13 protein-coding genes are annotated in these 17,036 nt (G+C 65.0%); 3 read left to right on the forward strand and 10 right to left on the reverse strand.

Annotation, left to right across the window (positions count from 1 at the left end):
• Positions 1–60: 60 nt before the first annotated feature.
• The 7 genes from ACFP9U_RS04500 to ACFP9U_RS04530 form a co-directional block, all read right to left on the reverse strand.
• Positions 61–1,887: a hypothetical protein gene (locus ACFP9U_RS04500; protein WP_378619350.1), complete on the reverse strand. Its 1,827-nt coding sequence runs from the start codon at positions 1,885–1,887 to the stop codon at positions 61–63.
• Positions 1,887–2,915: a Gfo/Idh/MocA family protein gene (locus ACFP9U_RS04505; protein WP_378619352.1), complete on the reverse strand. Its 1,029-nt coding sequence runs from the start codon at positions 2,913–2,915 to the stop codon at positions 1,887–1,889. The genes ACFP9U_RS04500 and ACFP9U_RS04505 overlap by 1 nt, the downstream gene beginning before the upstream one ends.
• Positions 2,916–2,925: 10 nt before the next feature.
• Positions 2,926–3,990, reverse strand: a complete 1,065-nt coding sequence (locus ACFP9U_RS04510) for an ABC transporter permease (RefSeq protein WP_378619354.1) — start codon at positions 3,988–3,990, stop codon at positions 2,926–2,928.
• Complete coding sequence (locus tag ACFP9U_RS04515; RefSeq protein WP_378619355.1) at positions 3,987–5,534, reverse strand: sugar ABC transporter ATP-binding protein; 1,548 nt, start codon at positions 5,532–5,534, stop codon at positions 3,987–3,989. Before ACFP9U_RS04515 ends, ACFP9U_RS04510 begins: the two co-directional genes overlap by 4 nt.
• Positions 5,531–6,187: a DUF2291 family protein gene (locus ACFP9U_RS04520; protein WP_378619357.1), complete on the reverse strand. Its 657-nt coding sequence runs from the start codon at positions 6,185–6,187 to the stop codon at positions 5,531–5,533. The genes ACFP9U_RS04515 and ACFP9U_RS04520 overlap by 4 nt, the downstream gene beginning before the upstream one ends.
• A 112-nt stretch (positions 6,188–6,299) precedes the next feature.
• Positions 6,300–7,238 carry a D-ribose ABC transporter substrate-binding protein gene (locus tag ACFP9U_RS04525; protein ID WP_378619359.1) on the reverse strand — a complete coding sequence of 313 codons (939 nt, stop codon included), beginning with the start codon at positions 7,236–7,238 and terminating at the stop codon, positions 6,300–6,302.
• Between the two features lie 71 nt (positions 7,239–7,309).
• Positions 7,310–8,134 carry a phosphogluconate dehydrogenase C-terminal domain-containing protein gene (locus ACFP9U_RS04530; RefSeq protein ID WP_378619361.1) on the reverse strand — a complete coding sequence of 275 codons (825 nt, stop codon included), beginning with the start codon at positions 8,132–8,134 and terminating at the stop codon, positions 7,310–7,312.
• A 107-nt stretch (positions 8,135–8,241) separates the two neighbouring features.
• On the opposite strand from ACFP9U_RS04530, the gene ACFP9U_RS04535 reads away from it, so the two are divergent.
• The 3 genes from ACFP9U_RS04535 (at position 8,242) to ACFP9U_RS04545 (ending at position 12,522) form a co-directional block, all read left to right on the forward strand.
• The gene (locus ACFP9U_RS04535) at positions 8,242–9,501 is read left to right on the forward strand and encodes a ribulose-bisphosphate carboxylase large subunit family protein (protein ID WP_378619364.1); all 1,260 of its coding nucleotides are present in this window, start codon (positions 8,242–8,244) and stop codon (positions 9,499–9,501) included.
• On the forward strand, positions 9,498–10,820 hold the full coding sequence (locus tag ACFP9U_RS04540; RefSeq protein ID WP_378619366.1) for a four-carbon acid sugar kinase family protein: 1,323 nt from the start codon (positions 9,498–9,500) through the stop codon (positions 10,818–10,820). The genes ACFP9U_RS04535 and ACFP9U_RS04540 overlap by 4 nt, the downstream gene beginning before the upstream one ends.
• Positions 10,821–11,154: 334 nt before the next feature.
• A complete protein-coding gene (locus ACFP9U_RS04545) occupies positions 11,155–12,522 on the forward strand; it encodes a UDP-glucose dehydrogenase family protein (protein WP_378619368.1) in 1,368 nt (455 codons plus the stop codon).
• 364 nt (positions 12,523–12,886) lie between these two features.
• On the opposite strand, the gene ACFP9U_RS04550 is transcribed toward ACFP9U_RS04545, so the two are convergent.
• The 3 genes from ACFP9U_RS04550 to ACFP9U_RS04560 all read right to left on the reverse strand — a co-directional run.
• Complete coding sequence (locus tag ACFP9U_RS04550) at positions 12,887–14,995, reverse strand: polysaccharide biosynthesis protein (RefSeq protein ID WP_378619370.1); 2,109 nt, start codon at positions 14,993–14,995, stop codon at positions 12,887–12,889.
• A gap of 223 nt (positions 14,996–15,218) precedes the next feature.
• A complete protein-coding gene (locus ACFP9U_RS04555; protein WP_378619371.1) occupies positions 15,219–16,136 on the reverse strand; it encodes a sulfotransferase family protein in 918 nt (305 codons plus the stop codon).
• Positions 16,133–17,036: glycosyltransferase family 4 protein (locus ACFP9U_RS04560; protein WP_378619373.1), on the reverse strand; the 904-nt coding region annotated here is incomplete at its 5' end. The genes ACFP9U_RS04555 and ACFP9U_RS04560, both read right to left, overlap by 4 nt.

Consider the following 17,036-nt stretch of genomic DNA (forward strand, 5'->3'; position numbering starts at 1 on the left):
ATTCAAACAAAGCGCTTCGAACCTCCACCTATCGAATTTACGCGGACTCCGACACCCTCGCTAACGGAAAACACGCGTTTCAAAGGCCGCAAGTTCGTGCGTGGGGCCAAAGTCCACTGTGGTCGGTTGCGGCGTCAGATTGGCCACGACAACGGCCGGACCCGTCTCCGCCTTGGCGGCGATGGCCGCGACCCGCCCACTCGCGGTGCGACAATCGATCAGCGGCGCCCCGGCGCAACGGGCAAGATCGGCAACCGCCTGCCCAACCGGAAGAAGTGCGCCCGACCGCCGGTCGATCAGCCCTCGGGGTCCGGTAAAACCGGCCGGCACCCAGCGCTCGATCCCCGCCGGTGCGATGGCTGCCGCATAGCCGACCGTCCAGGCGGCGGCGAACAGGCCGCGCTGGCGCGGGTCGTCGTCGGCCATACAGAGTCTCTCGGCGTTCGGGTTCGCAAAGGTGCGGCTGCCGTAAGGGTTCTGCCGCATGGCAATGGTGGAAGGACCGAGGCGATAGCGCTTGCCGGCGCCGATGATCGCTCGGACCGAGCGCGTGATGTGCGGCAGCGTCTCAAGTGTCTCCATCACGCTTTCGTCGTCGGCGGCATGGACGATCGGGTTGGTGGCGTGGGTGACGAAATCGAGCATGTCTACGGGTGGCCGCTTGCGGTTCAGCTCCGTGAAATAGCTGAACATCCCGCCGCCGAGCGGGAGGCCTGGAAAGGCCTTCCGCGCCGCCGCGTAGACCGCCTCCAGGGGCGGACAGTCCGGCCAGGCGCTGCCCGGCGGCGTCGACTGGCGATCGACTGCCGGGCACACGGCAATGGATGAGAATGCCAGCCGCACCTCGCGCACCTGCCGCGCCAGCGTCTGCATCTCAGCGTCCAGATCGCCCGCGCAGACCGCCACGTATTCCAGCTCGTAGCGCGCCGGATAAGCCTGTTGCAAAGCGGCGAAGTCCGCCAGCGCCTCGGGTCCGTGGCTTGCGGTCGGATCGAAATGGCAGAGGATCGCCTGCGGTCCGACCGCACGGAGCTGCTCGAGACGGGAGAGCGCGTCCCTCACCTCCTCCGGCGCGATCACGAGTCCGACGTCGGGGAAGCGCCGGTGCGACGTGCCGCCGAGGTCTATGCGCACGGGCGCGTCGCGCGGCGAACGGTGGACGGGCGCCGGCGTGTCCCGCTTGGCCGCGACGACGACCTCGACGCTCTGGCTGTTCTTCACGCCCGAGTGCAGCGTATATGGCCAAGGCAGCTCCAGCGGCCGCACATAGGTCTTGTAGGAGGCGTCGGACCAGTTGCGCTGGTCCTCCATCTCGAACACGTCCCCCTCCATGCGGCACGTCGCCTTAAGATGGGGCGCTGGCTCGTGGGTGATGGCGCGGATCGACTTGAAGAGCTGCCACGGATCGATCAGCTCTGGAAAGACGGTGTTTTCCACCGACCCGTCGCAATGCTCCACCGTGATGGGAGCGCCGGCAAGACCCGTAATCGGGTGCAGCACGTTGAAGCCGCACCGGTTGGTCTCGAAGTCGCCCTCCGGCACCGCATCGACGGAAAAACGCAGCCGGCCGTCGGCCGTGCCGCGGATCTCTGCACTGTAGGCGAGCCGTGCACCGCCATTCACGCAGATGCCGCGATAGGTGGCGCGGAAACCGTCCTCGTTCTCCTCGACCGTGGTGATGTCGATTTCGGGCTGGAGCGTGCCCCAGTCCCGGTCCCGCACGACATAGGAGGCGGCGCGCAGCACCTCGTGGCCGTCATAGCGGAGATAGCGCAAATTGCCGCCCTCGAGGCGCGCTTCGAGCGGCCCGGCGCGCAATATCCTGCAGGGTGTCGGCGGTACTGCCGTGCCATACAGCCTGAGCGCTTCTTCCGCTTCCGGAGCCATCACGCAAACTCCGCCATCGCGATCGACCGGCTGCCTTCCGCGGCGGAGCGGTAGGCCGCTTCGACGAGGGCCAGTGTTTCGAGATTATCGCGGCCGGAGGTTTCCGGCGCCCGGCCGGATTCGAGGCATTCGATGAAGTGGCGCTCTATGTTGAAGACGCTTTCCTGGATGCCGTGCCAGGGACGCTCCGCCCAGGCCAGGACGGGGGGCGACACGTCCTTGTCCACTGTTCCTCCGCCGTTGTGCACGACCATGCGGTAGCCGGCAGACAGGCGCAGCGTGCCCTCGCTTCCGTCGATCTCGAGAAGCGTTTCGGGAAAGTTCTCCCGCGGCAGTTCGCTCGCATAGCTGCAGTCGACAACGCTGGTGACGCCGCCCCGGTGCACCAGCATCATCGTCGCCACGTCCTCGGCGCGGATCCTCGGGTTCACCCGCCGCGTACTGGCGCAGATCGTGGCCACATCGCCGAAGAGGAAGCGTGCAACATCAAGGATATGGATGCCGAGGTCCTGGATGATGAAGCGTTCGTCCGTCGCCAGATAGGGCTGCGCCTTGTAGACGTCGTAGGCGGAACGGAAGCTGACGCGCCCCCAGAAGGGGGTGCCGATGGCGCCCTTGTCGATCTCCGTCCTTGCCGCGCGGAGGGCCGATTGCCAGCGAAAATTCTCGTGCACCATGAGCATGACGCCGGCCCTTTCGGCGGCGCTCACCATGCTGCGCGCATCGTCGAGGTTGGCGGCGAACGGTTTCTGGCAGACGATGTGGCGGCCCCTGGAAGCCGACAGTTCGACCAGGGGCCGGTGCGTCTCCACCGTGGTGGCGATGTCGACGAAATCCAGATCCTCGGCCGCGAGCATGGCGTCTGCGTCGGTATAGACCCGCTCGATCCCGAAACGGCGCGCCGTCTCCTCAAGCCGCGTCCGGTCACGATCGCAAAGGGCGACGATTTCAGCACCATCGACGTCACGCCAGGCGTGCAGATGGTTCTGTGCAAAGAACCCGCAACCGATCAATGCACCTTTTCTCATGTAACCTCCCTTATCGCCCTAGCGCCGCCTGCTGCTGCAGAGCGACGCGGGCCTGCAGCCGCTGCTGTGCCTGGTCAACCACGACCGCGGCGATGATCACCAGGCCCTTGATGACCGTCTGCCAGAACGAGCTCACGCCCATCATGACCAGCCCGTCCGACAGGATCCCGATGACGAACGCCCCGATGATGGTGCCGCCGATGCGCCCGCGCCCGCCGGACATGGACGTGCCGCCCAGAACGGCCGCCGCGATGGCGTTCAGCTCGAAGGTCTCGCCGGTGGCCGGGTGCGCCGCGACGAGCTGCGAGGAAATGATAAGACCCACAATCGCGGCGCAGAACCCCGAAAACATGTAGACGAACAGCTTGACCCGGTTCACCTTCACGCCCGACAATGCCGCCGCCCGTTCATTGCCGCCGACGGCATAGATGTACCGGCCGAGCGGCGTGCGGCCGGCGAGATAGGCGGCGCCGCATCCCACTGCGATAAGAATCCAGATGGAGACCGGCACGCCCAGAAACGAGCCCGAGCCTATGAGATAAAAGCCCGTCGAGCCGTATTCCGGATTGCCGGTCAGATTGGGGAAGGTTTCGCCGTCCGAGGACAGGAGTGCCAGACCGCGCGCGACATAGAGCGTTCCAAGCGTGGCGATGAACGGGGCGACGTTGAGCTTCGTCACCAGCAGTCCGTTGATCGCCCCGAACAGGGTGCCGACGAGCAGCGTGATGAGGATGATCTCGAAGAGGTTGAAATAGAGCGTATAGCCGATGCCGAGGTCGATGCCGTTGAGGATCAGCCAGCCGGCCACCATGCCGCAAAGCCCGACAATCGAGCCCACCGACAGATCGATGCCGCCGGTGATGATGACAAAGGTCATTCCGATCGCCAGAAAGGCGTTCAACGCCACATGCTTGGACATGATGACCATGTTCGCCGTGCTGAGGAAGTTCGGCGCGGCAAAGGCGAAGAAGGTGAAGACGGCGATCAGCGCGATGAAGGTTCTGAGCTTCAACAGCAGCAGGATCAACGGCTGGGACTGGCCCGGAGCGCTCAGCGCTGCGGCATTGGTCGTCATGTTCGGCTTTCCTCCTCATGGCCCGCGGGCGCGTGGCCGACGGCGGACGCGGCGACGATCTGCGCTTCGTCCGCCTGCGCGGGATCGAATTCTCCAGTGATGCGGCCGTTCGACATCACGATGATGCGGTCGGACAGAGCCATCACTTCTTCCAGGTCCGATGTGACGAAAAGAATGCCGAGCCCTTCCGCCGCCAGCCGCCGCATCATGCGAAAGACCTCGGCCTTTGCACCGACGTCGATGCCGCGGCTCGGCTCGTCCATAAGCAGGATCTTCGGCCGCGTCATCAGCGCCTTGCCGATCACCACCTTCTGCTGATTGCCGCCCGAAAGGGAACTGACCGGGTTTTCCGGACTGGCGATCTTGATGGCCAGATCGCGCACGAACGACAGAACTCCCTCACGCTCGCGCTTGAGGCTGAGATGGAAGCCGCGCGCAAAGGCACCCAGGCTGGACAGCGACATGTTTTCGCGGATGGACAGGATCTGTACCAGCCCCTCGGCCTTGCGGTCCTCGGGGATCAAGGCGAGCCCGCGCGCGATGCGCCCGGCGACGTCCGGTTCGTCAAGGAGCTTTCCTTCGACGTAGAACCTGCCGGTCGCATGCCGATGCTGCGCCATGATGCACTCGAAGAGTTCCGAGCGCCCTGCCCCCATCAGACCGTAGATGCCGACGATCTCCCCGCCCCTCAAGGACAGCGAAACGTGATCGACGGCGTAGCCGCCGCTCTTGCGCGGCAGGCAGATATCTTCCGCCCGGAAAAGCTCGGGGCCGAACGCATGGTCCTCCACCCGTGCGTAGTCCTTCGAGGAAGCGCCGATCATGCTGCGCACGATCCAGTCGACGTCGACCCCGTTCATGCTGCGCGCACCGGTAATCCGGCCGTCGCGCAGCACCGTGATGTAGTCGCCGATGCGGATCAGCTCTTCCAGCCGGTGCGAGATGTAGACGATGCCGACGCCGCGCTTCTTGAGGTCAGTGATCACGCGGAACAGGATCTCGACCTCCGAGGCACTCAGAGCCGAGGTCGGCTCGTCCATGATCAGGATGCGCGCGTCCTGGGCGAGCGCCTTGGCGATCTCCACGATCTGCTGCTCGCCGATGCGCAATTCGCCGACCAGCGCGTCGGGCGGAATATCGTGCTCGAGCCGTTTCATCAGCGCGGCCGCGGCCCGGCGCTGATCCTCGGCCCGGATATCTACCAGGCCGCGGGTCTTCTCCCGCGCGATGAAGATGTTCTCGGCGACGGTCATGTTCGGGAACAGATTGAGTTCCTGGAAGACGATGCCGATGCCGTGGCGGGCCGCCGCGCGCGTGTCGGCGAAGGTGACCGGCTCGCCGTTCATGCGGATTTCGCCCGCCGTGAGCTGCTCCACCCCGGCGATGATCTTCATCAACGTGGACTTGCCGGCCCCGTTCTCGCCCACCAGCACGTTGACGGCCCCCAGCCGCACGTCGAAGTCGACGTCGTCGAGCGCCAGCGTGCCGGGATAGACCTTTCTGGCACCGCGCACGGAAAGACCGATCTGGTGTTCTTCGCTCATTGTTCGTCCAACGCGATTTCGACCGGCGTCACCAGCACGGCGCCGCCCTTGCCGCGAACGGTGAACGCACCCAATGCCTCGACTTTCCGCCCAACCAGACCCTCGCGAGAAAGGCTTTCGAGCGCCGTCTCGTAGGCCTTCGTGTTCAACGCCCTCGAGAGCTGGGCGAACTCGATCTGGTCGGTGAAGGAGGAGAAATCGACAAAGGCCAGCACGTCGCGCAGCGCCGTGCCGCGAATGACGGGGCCGAGCTGCAGGACGGCATCGGCCGTGCCGTCACCGTCGACGTCGACATCGGCCGTGGCGGCGCGCGTGTCGGTTTCGGCGGCAATGACGGTGCCCGTGACGAGGGTCGCGAAGTTCCACGGGGTGCCTTCGCTCGTCGGCCTGTAGCCATGGGCCTCGCCGGCCGCATCCAGGTCGGCCTCGATGGCGGGACCGAGGGTGGCGAAGTCGGTCGCGTTTTCCTGGAGATAGGGCAGAACCCGGGGCTGCCAGATCTCCTCCACCATCTTTGTCATGTTGCCGTCCGGCGCGCTGGAGACCATGCCCCCTTCGCCGGCGGGATCATCCGTGTTCTTCACCAGCTTGCAGCCGACGAGCCCGCCGACGGCGACAATCAGGCAAAGCGTCGGGAACGCAGTGCGAACCATACGGTCGCCTCCTCGACGTGAACGTGAAACGGAGTTGTCCGCGCCTCCCCGGTCGCGGGTCCTCGTTCGCTGAGGTCCGCGGACCGGAGAGGCCGGGATAACCCCTTGGCGGCTACTGCAGACGGAAGTTGTCGAGCTGACCGGCGTTCTCCGAGGTGATCAGAATGCAATCCATCAGTTGCTTCTCGTCCTGGCCGGTCGAACCCGTCTTGAGATACTGGTCCGCCTGCTCGACCGCCAGTTCCGCCTGCCGGTAGGCCGGCTGGAGAACGGTCGCCTTGATACCGCCCTCGAGGATCGAGTCGCGCACGTCGTTGCTACCGTCGAAACCGACGAGGATGACGTCCTCGCGTCCCGCCGCCTTGAGCGCCGCCCAGGCACCCATGGCCATGGTGTCGTTGCCGGAAATGACGCCCTTGATGTCCGGATTGGCCTGGAGGATGGTCTCCATCTTCTCGTAGGCTTCCGTCTGGCTCCAGTTGGCGGACTGCTGCGCCACCATCTCCATGTCCGGATACTGGTCGATGACATCATGGTAGCCGGCGGAGCGGATGCCGGCATTCGTATCGGCCTCACGCCCCAACAGCTCGGCATACTTGCCTTCCTCGCCCATCAGCCGGACGAACTCCTCCGCACCGAGCTGTGCGCCCTGATAGTTGTTGGAAACGATCTGCGAGACGGCGATGCCCGTTTCCTTGATCTCCCGGTCGATCAGGAAGGAAGGAATTCCGGCTTCCTTGGCACGGCGCACTGGCGCCACCGTCGCGTCCGCCCCGGCATTGTCGAGAATGATCGCCTTTGCCCCGCGGGCGATCGCCGTATCGAACATCTCGCTCTGCTTGTTCGGGTCGTCGTCATGGACGAGCACAAGTGTGTCGTAGCCGAGTTCCTGCGCCTTCTTTTCCGCGGCAACCGCCTCCGCCTTGAAGAAGGGGTTGTCGTGAGACGGCGTGATGATGGCCATCAGGTCGGCCGCCCAGGCACTGCCGGAATAGGCCAGAGACACGGCGACGGCCGCGCCCGCAAGCAGGGTTCTGCGTTTGAAATCCATAAGTTCCTCCCTTGTTCGACTTCCAATCAATTTTCGAATGCCGCTCCACCGGCCGGACAGGCGGGCTGCCGTCAGGTGATGCGGCGGATGCTTTCGGCGATCTCCTCCGGCTCGAATACGCCGAGCCAGTCGTCGCGCATCAGCCGCGGTTTGCCGTTGGCGATCGCCTTGTTGCAGGCGTCCGAGAAAACGCCGTCCACCTCGCCCATGACGACGGCACCCAGAACGTTGAGATGGCCGAGCAGGAAATCGCGCGCGGCCGTGGGTTCGACGCCGCGCCGAACGACCTCGTCCATGGCCTCCTTCATCACCACCAGAAGCGTGGCGCAGACGGTCTCCGACAGGCCGGGTTCGAGCAGCGCCATCTGCTCGACCGTTACCCGGTGGGAGCGAAGGATGGGCTTGAAGATCGTTTTTGCGATCTCCTCTCCGACCGCAAAATCCTCCTCCGGCCCCTGCATAAGGGCGCTGACGATGGCCTGCTTGGCCGCAATGCCGCCGAAATGGTCTTGCCTGGCTGCCATCTCCGTCTCATCGTTGAAAATGGGCGGGTGGCAGGGATGCGTGACGAAAAAGGTGACATCCTCGCGCTCGGGAAGATGACCGGCGAAAGGTGCGGCAGCATCGAGCGCGATCAGCATCGTCCCCGGGGCTACCTTGTCGATCAGCCCTTCCGCAACCTTCCGGATCGCCGTATCGGGCACGGCCAGAATGACGGCGCGCGCGCCATCAAGCGCCTCTTCCAGTGCCAGACAGTCCGCGCCGACTTCATCCTTCAGGCGCCGACGTCCCGCCTCGCTGACCTCGACATGCGCCACCGAGTAGCGCGACCCCTTGAGGTTGCGCGACAGGCGCACACCCATTTTTCCACCAGCCCCGACAAGCGCGATCTTCATGAACTCTCCCCTTCTTCGCCGCCGATCCTAGGCAAGATCATCACCTTGTCAACTGGTATGATGAGATGATATTGCGAAATCAACAACCAGCTTGAGAGAGGAGCCCCATGGTCGAAGAACGGCTTTTCGCCCGCTATGAACTGGAGAGCCCGCTGGGGCTGGAGCGCGCGGCGACGGTCATTGCCGGCGAGCAATCCTCGGGAACCTTCCTCAAGCTGCCCGGCGAGACCGACAGCTTGCGCGCGCGTTCCGGCGCCCGCATCGAGGAGATCGTCGAACGCACGGTCCTGTCGGCGCCGGGACTGCCCTGCCGCCATGCGGGGGCACGCTTTCACCGCGGAGAGATGGTGCTCTCCTGGCCGCTCGAGAACATGGGAGCCTCGCTTACCAACACGCTGGCAACCGTCGCCGGCAATCTCTTCGAGTTGGCGGAGGTCTCAGCCCTGCGCCTCACCGACATCACCTTTCCCCCGGCCTTCGCCCGCGCCTATCCGGGTCCCGCCTTCGGCGTTGCCGGCACGCGTCGGCTGGCCGGGGTGGAGCAGCGGCCGATGATCGGTACGATCATCAAGCCGAGCGTCGGACTGTCGCCGGAGGAGACGGCCGCGCTCGCCAAGGAACTGGCCGAAGGCGGTATCGATTTCATCAAGGACGACGAACTACAGGGCAACGGTCCGCACTGCCCTCTCGCCGAACGCGTGCGCCACGTGATGCGCGCACTCAACGACCATGCCGAACGCACCGGCAAGAAGGTGATGTATGCGTTCAATATCACCGGTGAAGTTGATGAAATGAAACGCAATGCTGATATCGTCCGCGATGCCGGCGGCACCTGCGTGATGGTCAGCCTTCTCTCCGTCGGGCTCGCCGGGCTGGCGGCTATACGCGCGCATTGCGAATTGCCCCTGCACTGCCACCGCAATGGCTGGGGCCTCTATTCCCGCTCGCCGCATATCGGGATCGGCTTCCGCGCCTGGCAGAAGTTCTGGCGGCTGGCCGGCGCCGATCACCTGCATGTCAACGGGATCGCCAACAAGTTCACCGAGAGCGACGCATCAGTGATCGATTCGGCGCGCGCCACCGGCGAACCGCTCTTTGGGGATGCCCATTACACCGCCATGCCCGTATTCTCTTCCGGCCAGACGGCTGTGCAGATGCCCGAAACCCATGCTGCGCTTGGCAACGCCGACTTCATCTACTGCGCGGGCGGCGGCATCATGGGGCATCCGGGTGGTGTGCGCGGCGGCGTCGAGAGCCTTCGCCAGGCGGCCGAGGCCGCAATGAACGGCATCGCGCTGGACGACCATGCGGCGGAGCACGAGGAACTCCGCCAGGCACTGGACCTGTTCGGAGCCAGGACACGATGACCGATCGGCCGCTCCTGTCCTACTACGGGGACGATTTCACCGGTTCCACGGATGTCATGGAGGCGCTGTCGTCGAACGGCGTGCCGACGGTCCTCTACACGGGCATCCCGGACGCGGCACGCACCGTCCGGTTCGCCGATTGCCGCGCCGTCGGCATCGCCGGCACGAGCCGCAGCCAAACGCCGGAATGGATGGACACGCATCTGCCGGCGATCTTCGGCTGGCTGAAGGGACTCGGCGCCGATCATTGCCATTACAAGGTCTGCTCGACTTTCGACAGCGCGCCACGGCGGGGTTCCGTCGGTCGCGCGATGGAAATCGGCCTTACCGTCTTCGACCAGCAGATGACCGCGCTGGTGGTCGGCGCCCCGCAGCTGCGCCGCTACAGCTTTTTCGGCAATCTCTTCGTCGGCTATCGTGACGGCGTCTACCGGCTCGACCGGCACCCCGTCATGCGCGACCATCCGGCGACCCCCATGGGGGAAGCCGACCTCCTGCGCCACCTCGGCCAGCAGACCGAACTGACGACGGCGCTGCTCGGCCCGCAGATCGAGAGCACCGAGCAGGCGATCGAAGCGCTACGGCGGTTGCGCGACGGGGAAACCCGCTGCGTGCTCCTGGACGTTTACGACACGCCCTCGCAGCAGAGGACAGGCCTGCTCCTCCACAGCGAACGCGAACATCTCGGCTCCTTCGTGGTCGGCTCGTCGGGCGTGGAATATGCGCTGTTGCATGCCTGGCGGAAGGCGGGGCAGACGCTGGCGGCGCAAGCCTCGCCGCCGCTCGAAAAGTTCGACCGTATCGCAGTCGTCTCCGGCAGCTGTTCGCCGACGACGGCGCGCCAAATCGATATTGCCTGCGTCAACGGCTTTGCGGACGTTCCAGTGGACTTCCAGGCGCTTGCCTCCGGCCAGGGGGCCGAGACGGCTCTGGCGGAGGCCAGAGATCAGGCCTGCGCGGCTCTGGAATCCGGCCGTAGCCCGCTTCTTTATACTGCGCGCGGCCCCGACAGTGTCGCCCGCGACATCGCTTCATCACACGACCGCGTCGGGCGTGCGCTCGGCCGGCTGCTGCGAACCCTGACCGATCGCTACAGCCTGCCGCGCGTGGTGATCGCCGGCGGCGACACGTCGAGCCACGCGCTTGCCGAGCTCGACGTCTTCGCCCTGACACTACGCCACCCCATCCCCGACAGCCCCGGCTCACCCCTTTGCACCGCGTATCGCGACGACGGCTCCACGCTGGAACTGGCGCTCAAGGGCGGACAGATCGGCGGCGACGACTATTTCGTCCGCCTACGCGACGGCGCCCTCGGCTGAGCCCGCGACAGCACGTCTCCCTTCAACACAATTCCGGAAATGCAGGCACTTGCTTCGCAAGATCAGGTGCCTGAACCGCTTTTACCGTCCCGTGGAAGCGGTGAAACAGTCCGGGCTGCCGGCGAATCCCACGTGCCACCCGTCGGGAATTCCGCCCGTCAAGCTGCGGTTTTGCCGCGATGGCCCGTCAGGGTTTTAATCCTCCACCATCTCCGTTTTTCTTTCTAAAATCAAATGGTTGCGGGCACGTGAAGAGCTGCCGCCGCGGAAGCGGGATCAGGCGTCCACACGCGCCGCGAAGCATTGGCTCAATCGAGGGAACTGGAGAAGCGCCTTGAGACTGGTCATGATCGGCTCCGGCTATGTCGGACTCGTAACGGGGGCGTGCCTGGCCGATTTCGGCCACACGGTCACTTGTGTCGACAAGGATGCAGCGAGGATCGACAGGCTGCGACGCGGCGAAATGCCGATTTACGAGCCCGGACTCGAAGGCATCGCCGCGCAGAACGTGCGCGACGGCCGCCTGTCTTTCACCACCGACCTCACCGGCCCGGTGAAGGAAGCCGACGCCGTCTTCATCGCCGTCGGCACACCGTCGCGGCGCGGTGACGGGCACGCGGACCTCTCCTATGTCTACCACGCGACGCGCGAGATCGCCCGGGCCCTGCAGGGCAACACCGTGGTCGTGACCAAGTCGACCGTCCCCGTGGGCACGGGAGACGAGGTCGAGCGCATCATCCGCGACGAGCGGCAAAGCCGCGACTTCTCGGTCGCCTCCAATCCGGAGTTCCTGCGCGAAGGGTCGGCGATCCAGGATTTCAAGCATCCAGACAGGATCGTCATCGGCGTGGAGGACGAGCATGCGCGCGCCGTCATGGAGGAGATCTACCGGCCGCTGTTCCTCAACAAGTCGCCGATCCTGTTCACCGCGCGCCGTTCGGCCGAGCTCATCAAGTACGCCTCCAACGCCTTTCTGGCTATGAAGGTGACCTTCATCAACGAAATCGCGGATTTGTGCGAGAAGGTGGACGCCAATGTCCAGGACGTGGCGCTGGGACTCGGCGCCGACAACCGCATCGGCTCGAAATTCCTGCATGCGGGTCCGGGCTTCGGCGGCTCCTGCTTCCCCAAGGACACCATGGCGCTCGTCAAGACTGCCCAGGACTACGACAGCCCCTTGCGCCTCATCGAGACGACGATCGCCGTCAACGATTCGCGAAAGCGTGCCATGGCGCGTCGCATCATCCAGGCCGCCGGCGGCAATGTGCGTGGCAAGAAGATCGCCATCTTCGGGCTGACCTTCAAGCCCAACACCGACGACATGCGCGAGGCGCCGTCGATCTCCGTCATCCAGGCGCTGCAGGACGCCGGCGCCCGTGTCAGCGCCTACGACCCCAAGGGCATGGAGCAGGCGCGGGCCTTGTGGACCGACGTCGCCTTTCATGCCAGCCCCTACGAGGCTGCCGAGAACGCCAGCGCGATCTGCATTCTCACCGAGTGGGAGCAGTTCCGCGCGCTCGATCTGCAGCGGCTCGAGAAGCTCGTCGCGCAACCGGTTCTGGTGGACCTGCGCAACATCTATTCCGAAGAGGACGTGACGCGCTTCGGCTTCGTCTATTCCGGCATCGGGTCGCGATCCGGTGCCCCCATGCATATCGCCGATCTGGCGGCCGCCCGCGAGCGACTGGTCGAGGCCGTGTGACCACGCCCGCGCGGTATGCCTGATGGCCGACATCGCCGCTGATGCGGTGTCGGCCTTTTTCTTGGGATCTGCTTCTTGAGATCTGCGGGGACACGCACCTGAAAGGCATGTGTCTGGAGGCGGATGGGATAATCGTGCGGAGCCGCCGGCCACCCGCCTCATCCCGAAGCCGGCGCGCAGGCGGAAGCCGGGGAGACCCACACGCGGTTTCCAGAAAACCTTCGCCTGCGGCTTTCGGACAAGCGGCCCCACGTTTCGCTCCCGGCCAGCGGGCCGAAACCGGTGGTTTCCCGCATGGGACTACGCCGGAACGATACCTTACGGAACTTTTTAAACCGAGTGAAGTCTGGCTCTCCGGCCGGCCTCACATATTGGCGGCATGTCTGTACGGCGCATCCGCCATCTTGGTGAGAGGACCAACGGCCGGCTCTTCGCACTGGATTGCGCGAAATCCCGGCAGAACCGTGCGCATGGCGGCAAAGAGACCATCGGTGTCGCCTTCCATTGCGCATGCCTGAAGCCTTATGAAGACCTCCTTTAGAACCGGGACGGGCACCGGGGTGGGCACAGCGCCGAGAACCCGCGGAACCGGCGGCGAAACACGCTTTTCGTTCGCATCGAAAAGCTCCTCGAACAGCTTTTCGCCCGGACGGCAGCCGATAATCTGAATATGGATATCCTTATCCGGGGTGAAACCGGCTAGGCGGATCATGCGCCGGGCAATGTCGACGATCCTGATCGGCTCGCCCATGTCGAGAACGAAGATCTCGCCCTGCCCAAGCTCCTTTTCCAGCCCGTAGGCGGAAGCCTGGAGCGTGAGTTCCACCGCCTCGCGAATGGTCATGAAGAAGCGTTTCATTTCCGGATGGGTGACCGTCAGCGGCCCGCCATGCGCCAACTGGCGCTTGAAGAGCGGGACGAGGGAGCCGCTCGAGCCAAGCACATTGCCGAAGCGTACCGTCATGAAACGGGGGGCGCCGGGCAAGTTCAGTCCTTCCAGATCGAGCGCCTGGCAATAGAGCTCTGCAAGCCGCTTGGTCGCGCCCATCACGCTGGTCGAGTTCACCACCTTGTCGGTGGAAATCTGCACCATGCCGAGCGCGCCGCATCGCCGCACGGCGTCGGCGACGTTGCGGGTGCCGCAGACATTGGTCAGCACGCCTTCACAGGGATTCAACTCGACCATCGGAACGTGTTTCAGCGCGGCGGCGTGGAAGACGAGCTCGGGTCTGTGGCGCAGGAATACCTCGTTGATCCGATGCTGGTCGCGCACGTCGCAAAGATGGGCGCTGCGGGGGACGCCCGCAAATTGTTCGGACAGTTCCAGATCGATCGAATAGAGATTGAACTCGCAATTGTCGACGACGGCAAGGTGCGCCGGCCCCAGGGCAGCCACCTGCTTGGTCAGTTCACTGCCGATCGAACCGCCGGCACCCGTCACGAGCACGCGGCGGCCGCAGATAAAGCGTTGCAGGGCAGCGACGTCGAGGGCCGCCTGCGGCCTTTCGAGCAGGTCCGTCAGCTCGATGGGGCGCAGTTCGAATTCCTTCATGACGCGGGTGTTGCGCAACTCGGTGACGGGGTTGAGCCGGGAAATCGCCATGCCCATCCTGTCTGCCTTCTCGATGAGTTGTTCGGCCGCCTGGCCGGCGAAGGAAGACGGCGGAGCAGTGAAGATGAGGTGTCGCGGCCGTTGCCCGCGCGCCTCGAGTTCTTCCATCACCGCCTCGAAATCGCCGGTCGTCCCCAGCACCGGAACGCCGCGCAGCATGGTGCCGATCTCGGCGGACAAATTGCCGAGAAAGCCGACGGGCCAGTAGGTGCAATTGCGGTCGCGCTGCAGGGCCCTCAGATAGAGGTCGGCCTCGTGACCGGCACCGACGAGCAACACCGGCAGCATGGCGCCGGAGTGATCCGCCGTCGTGCGCACGGCCGGTATGCGGAATTTCAGATCCTCCTGCCGGAAGCTGAGCCGGACGGCCGCCAGGAGCGGCACGAGCGTGACGACTTCGATGGCGATCACCGAACCCGGCACGAGGTCGGATTCAGCGTCGAAGAGCAGGAAGACTGTTAAAATCGCGGAGGCGAAGAGGACGGCGAGCACGAGGACGATGTAGTCAAGGATCGAAGCGAATTCCCATTTCCGCTTGTAGAGGCCGGCGACGGGAAAGGCGATCGCGCAGACCGCCACGAACAGGACCGTGATCGAGCTTACGGCGCCAAGGATCGCTGTGTCTGCCAGAAGAGCCTGCGAACCGAGCCGCAACCATATGGCGAGCACGAGCGCCAGTGCGCTTAGTCCGAGATCGACCGCATAAAGATGACGGTTGCGGATGACTGACTTTACGAGGGAATCGACCCGGGAGCGGATCGTGCGATAAAAGCCCGGCCCGCCGGCAATCGGCGGAATCGGTAGAGGAAGCTTGTGAACGTTTCTCGAATGCGCCCCTTTGGCGACCAAGTCGTTTTTCATTTCAGACGGCCCTCGAAGCATGAAGCAAAAGAGGACGTCGGCGCTTTTCAGCCACCGGCCCCTGGTGAAAATCTCCGCGCGCCCCGCGTCTCGGCCTCGGAAGGCTCCGGGAACTTGTGCGGGCCTGCCCCATGTAACGAACAGCTCTTCCGAAGCTATTGTAACTGCAAGTATTTTGGGGGAAATGCAGACGCCTGCAAAGCAGCGGGAAGCCCAAGGCGCGTCAGTTAAAGCCCTGCGAGGATTTCCGGTTTTGCGCAGTTGCCGCGCCGCTCGCCAACGATGGCTTCCAGCTGTAGACCGCTCCGTCCCCGGGCGAGCCGTGCAGCCAGTGGGACAAGTCCCGGCTCAGCAGTTGCCCCAGGGCGGCGATCTCGGGTTCGTAGTGGTCGATCAGCCGCTGCCGCAGGGATTCGGGAAAAGCCGGGTAACGTATCTCCTTCGCCAGCGCGGTGTGGAGGCGTCGGAACGGTGGCGTCTCGCGCAAGGGTGCGACGACCGGTTTGAGCGGGCGCAGCAGGCGGCGCATGGTGGGGCTCAGCATCGGGACGGTCTTGTCCTTCACCTTGCCGCGCGCTACGGCGGTCGCACCGTTCCCCGGCAATTTGAGGAACTGCCTGACAGCGGCGAGGTGCTCCTCCGGACGGGCCGTCGCGGTCTCGTACAAGGTCACGAGGATGCGGTCGGCCGGAAACCGGTCGAAATAGGCCTGAAGCTGCCGATGGTAGTGCCCGGCGCTGATCGGGCGCGTGTCGTGCGACCGGGCCGGATTGAGATAGCGCTCGATATCGCCGCTCACGTCGCCGCGCCGGTACATCATGCAATAGTCGGAATAGGCGCGCTCGACCGGATTGCGCAGTTGCACCACGAGCTTGGCGTCCGGAACCTTGCGGGCAATCCTCTCGGCCGCCTCCGGCTGCTCCAGGTAGGAGTTCGACTTCTCCCCGGCCACGCGCTCGGGCGCATCGGGCGGAAATTGCGCCAGGTACCACTCGTCGCCCCGGGCGAACTCACGGCTGAAATAGTGCAGCTCGGGATCAGGCATCGAGACCGTGGGATCGGCCTGAAGCGATCTCTGCAGCCAGGTGGTGGCGCTCTTGGTCGCGCCAATAATCAGGAAATCGATATCTTCGAACCTCATGGGACCGTCCTTTGGTCGGGACTGCGCCGGAAACTGCGCGTGTGTTCGCTGCCGTTCAGAACCGCGCGATAGATCGCCGTCAGCCTGCGTGCGTGCGTCGCCACGCCGTAGGTGGCGAACGCGCGGTCGCGCGCGGCCTTCGTGATGCGTTCACGAAATGCATCGTCGGTCAGGAGCGCATGCACCGGATCAACGAACTGTTCCGGCGCCTCCGGGGGCACGAGAAGGCCGGTGACACCGTGCTCGATGGCTTCCGGATTGCCGCCGTCGTCGGTCGCCACCACGGGCGTGCCGAGAAACATCGCCTCGATCAGCGTCCTGCCGAACGGCTCGCGCACGGCCGGGATCAACAAGACATCGATCGCCTGCATCCACGGCTCCACCGGGCTGCGAAAGCCCATCAGCCGGACCCGGTCACCGATGCCGAGCGCTTCGGCTCGCCGGACGACCGCCTCGGCCAGATGCGGGGCTTCGCTTCCCGGCACGCCAAACAGCAGGCCCATGACGGGGACCTCGGGGTGGCGCCGCGCATAGGCGGCGACCGCCTCGACAAAGGCCAGCGGCCGCTTGCGCTCGATGAGCAGGCCGAAATAGCCGAGGAAACGCGTCTCGCCGGGGCAGCCTAGCGTCTCGACCAGCATGGCGCGCGCGGCGGCCCGGTCGTCATGCCCCGACGGCGTGTCGAACGGGCTGTAAACGACGGAAATCCGGCGCGAAACGTCGACAAGGGGCCGCTGTGGCCTTGCAAAGCGGGAAACCGTCACGATGTGGCTCGCCGCCAGCGGCGCCAGCCAGTTGACCCCGCGGGCCTCGGGATCGCCGCGATGATGCCAGACCTGGCGGGCCCCGGCCAGGCGTGCCGGCAGGGCCCACACGGCATGGATGTGCCCGTCATTGGTA

It is taken from the genome of Nitratireductor sp. GCM10026969, assembly GCF_042660605.1.
GTDB lineage: Bacteria > Pseudomonadota > Alphaproteobacteria > Rhizobiales > Rhizobiaceae > Chelativorans.

Coding starts and splice junctions, on each gene's coding strand:
- ACFP9U_RS04525 (WP_378619359.1), bottom strand. CDS start 7,238: ATGGATTTCAAACGCAGAACCCTGCTTGCGGGCGCGGCCGTCGCCGTG.
- ACFP9U_RS04505 (WP_378619352.1), bottom strand. CDS start 2,915: ATGAGAAAAGGTGCATTGATCGGTTGCGGGTTCTTTGCACAGAACCAT.
- ACFP9U_RS04515 (WP_378619355.1), bottom strand. CDS start 5,534: ATGAGCGAAGAACACCAGATCGGTCTTTCCGTGCGCGGTGCCAGAAAG.
- ACFP9U_RS04535 (WP_378619364.1), top strand. CDS start 8,242: ATGGTCGAAGAACGGCTTTTCGCCCGCTATGAACTGGAGAGCCCGCTG.
- ACFP9U_RS04530 (WP_378619361.1), bottom strand. CDS start 8,134: ATGAAGATCGCGCTTGTCGGGGCTGGTGGAAAAATGGGTGTGCGCCTG.
- ACFP9U_RS04555 (WP_378619371.1), bottom strand. CDS start 16,136: ATGAGGTTCGAAGATATCGATTTCCTGATTATTGGCGCGACCAAGAGC.
- ACFP9U_RS04500 (WP_378619350.1), bottom strand. CDS start 1,887: ATGGCTCCGGAAGCGGAAGAAGCGCTCAGGCTGTATGGCACGGCAGTA.
- ACFP9U_RS04520 (WP_378619357.1), bottom strand. CDS start 6,187: ATGGTTCGCACTGCGTTCCCGACGCTTTGCCTGATTGTCGCCGTCGGC.
- ACFP9U_RS04540 (WP_378619366.1), top strand. CDS start 9,498: ATGACCGATCGGCCGCTCCTGTCCTACTACGGGGACGATTTCACCGGT.
- ACFP9U_RS04550 (WP_378619370.1), bottom strand. CDS start 14,995: ATGAAAAACGACTTGGTCGCCAAAGGGGCGCATTCGAGAAACGTTCAC.
- ACFP9U_RS04510 (WP_378619354.1), bottom strand. CDS start 3,990: ATGACGACCAATGCCGCAGCGCTGAGCGCTCCGGGCCAGTCCCAGCCG.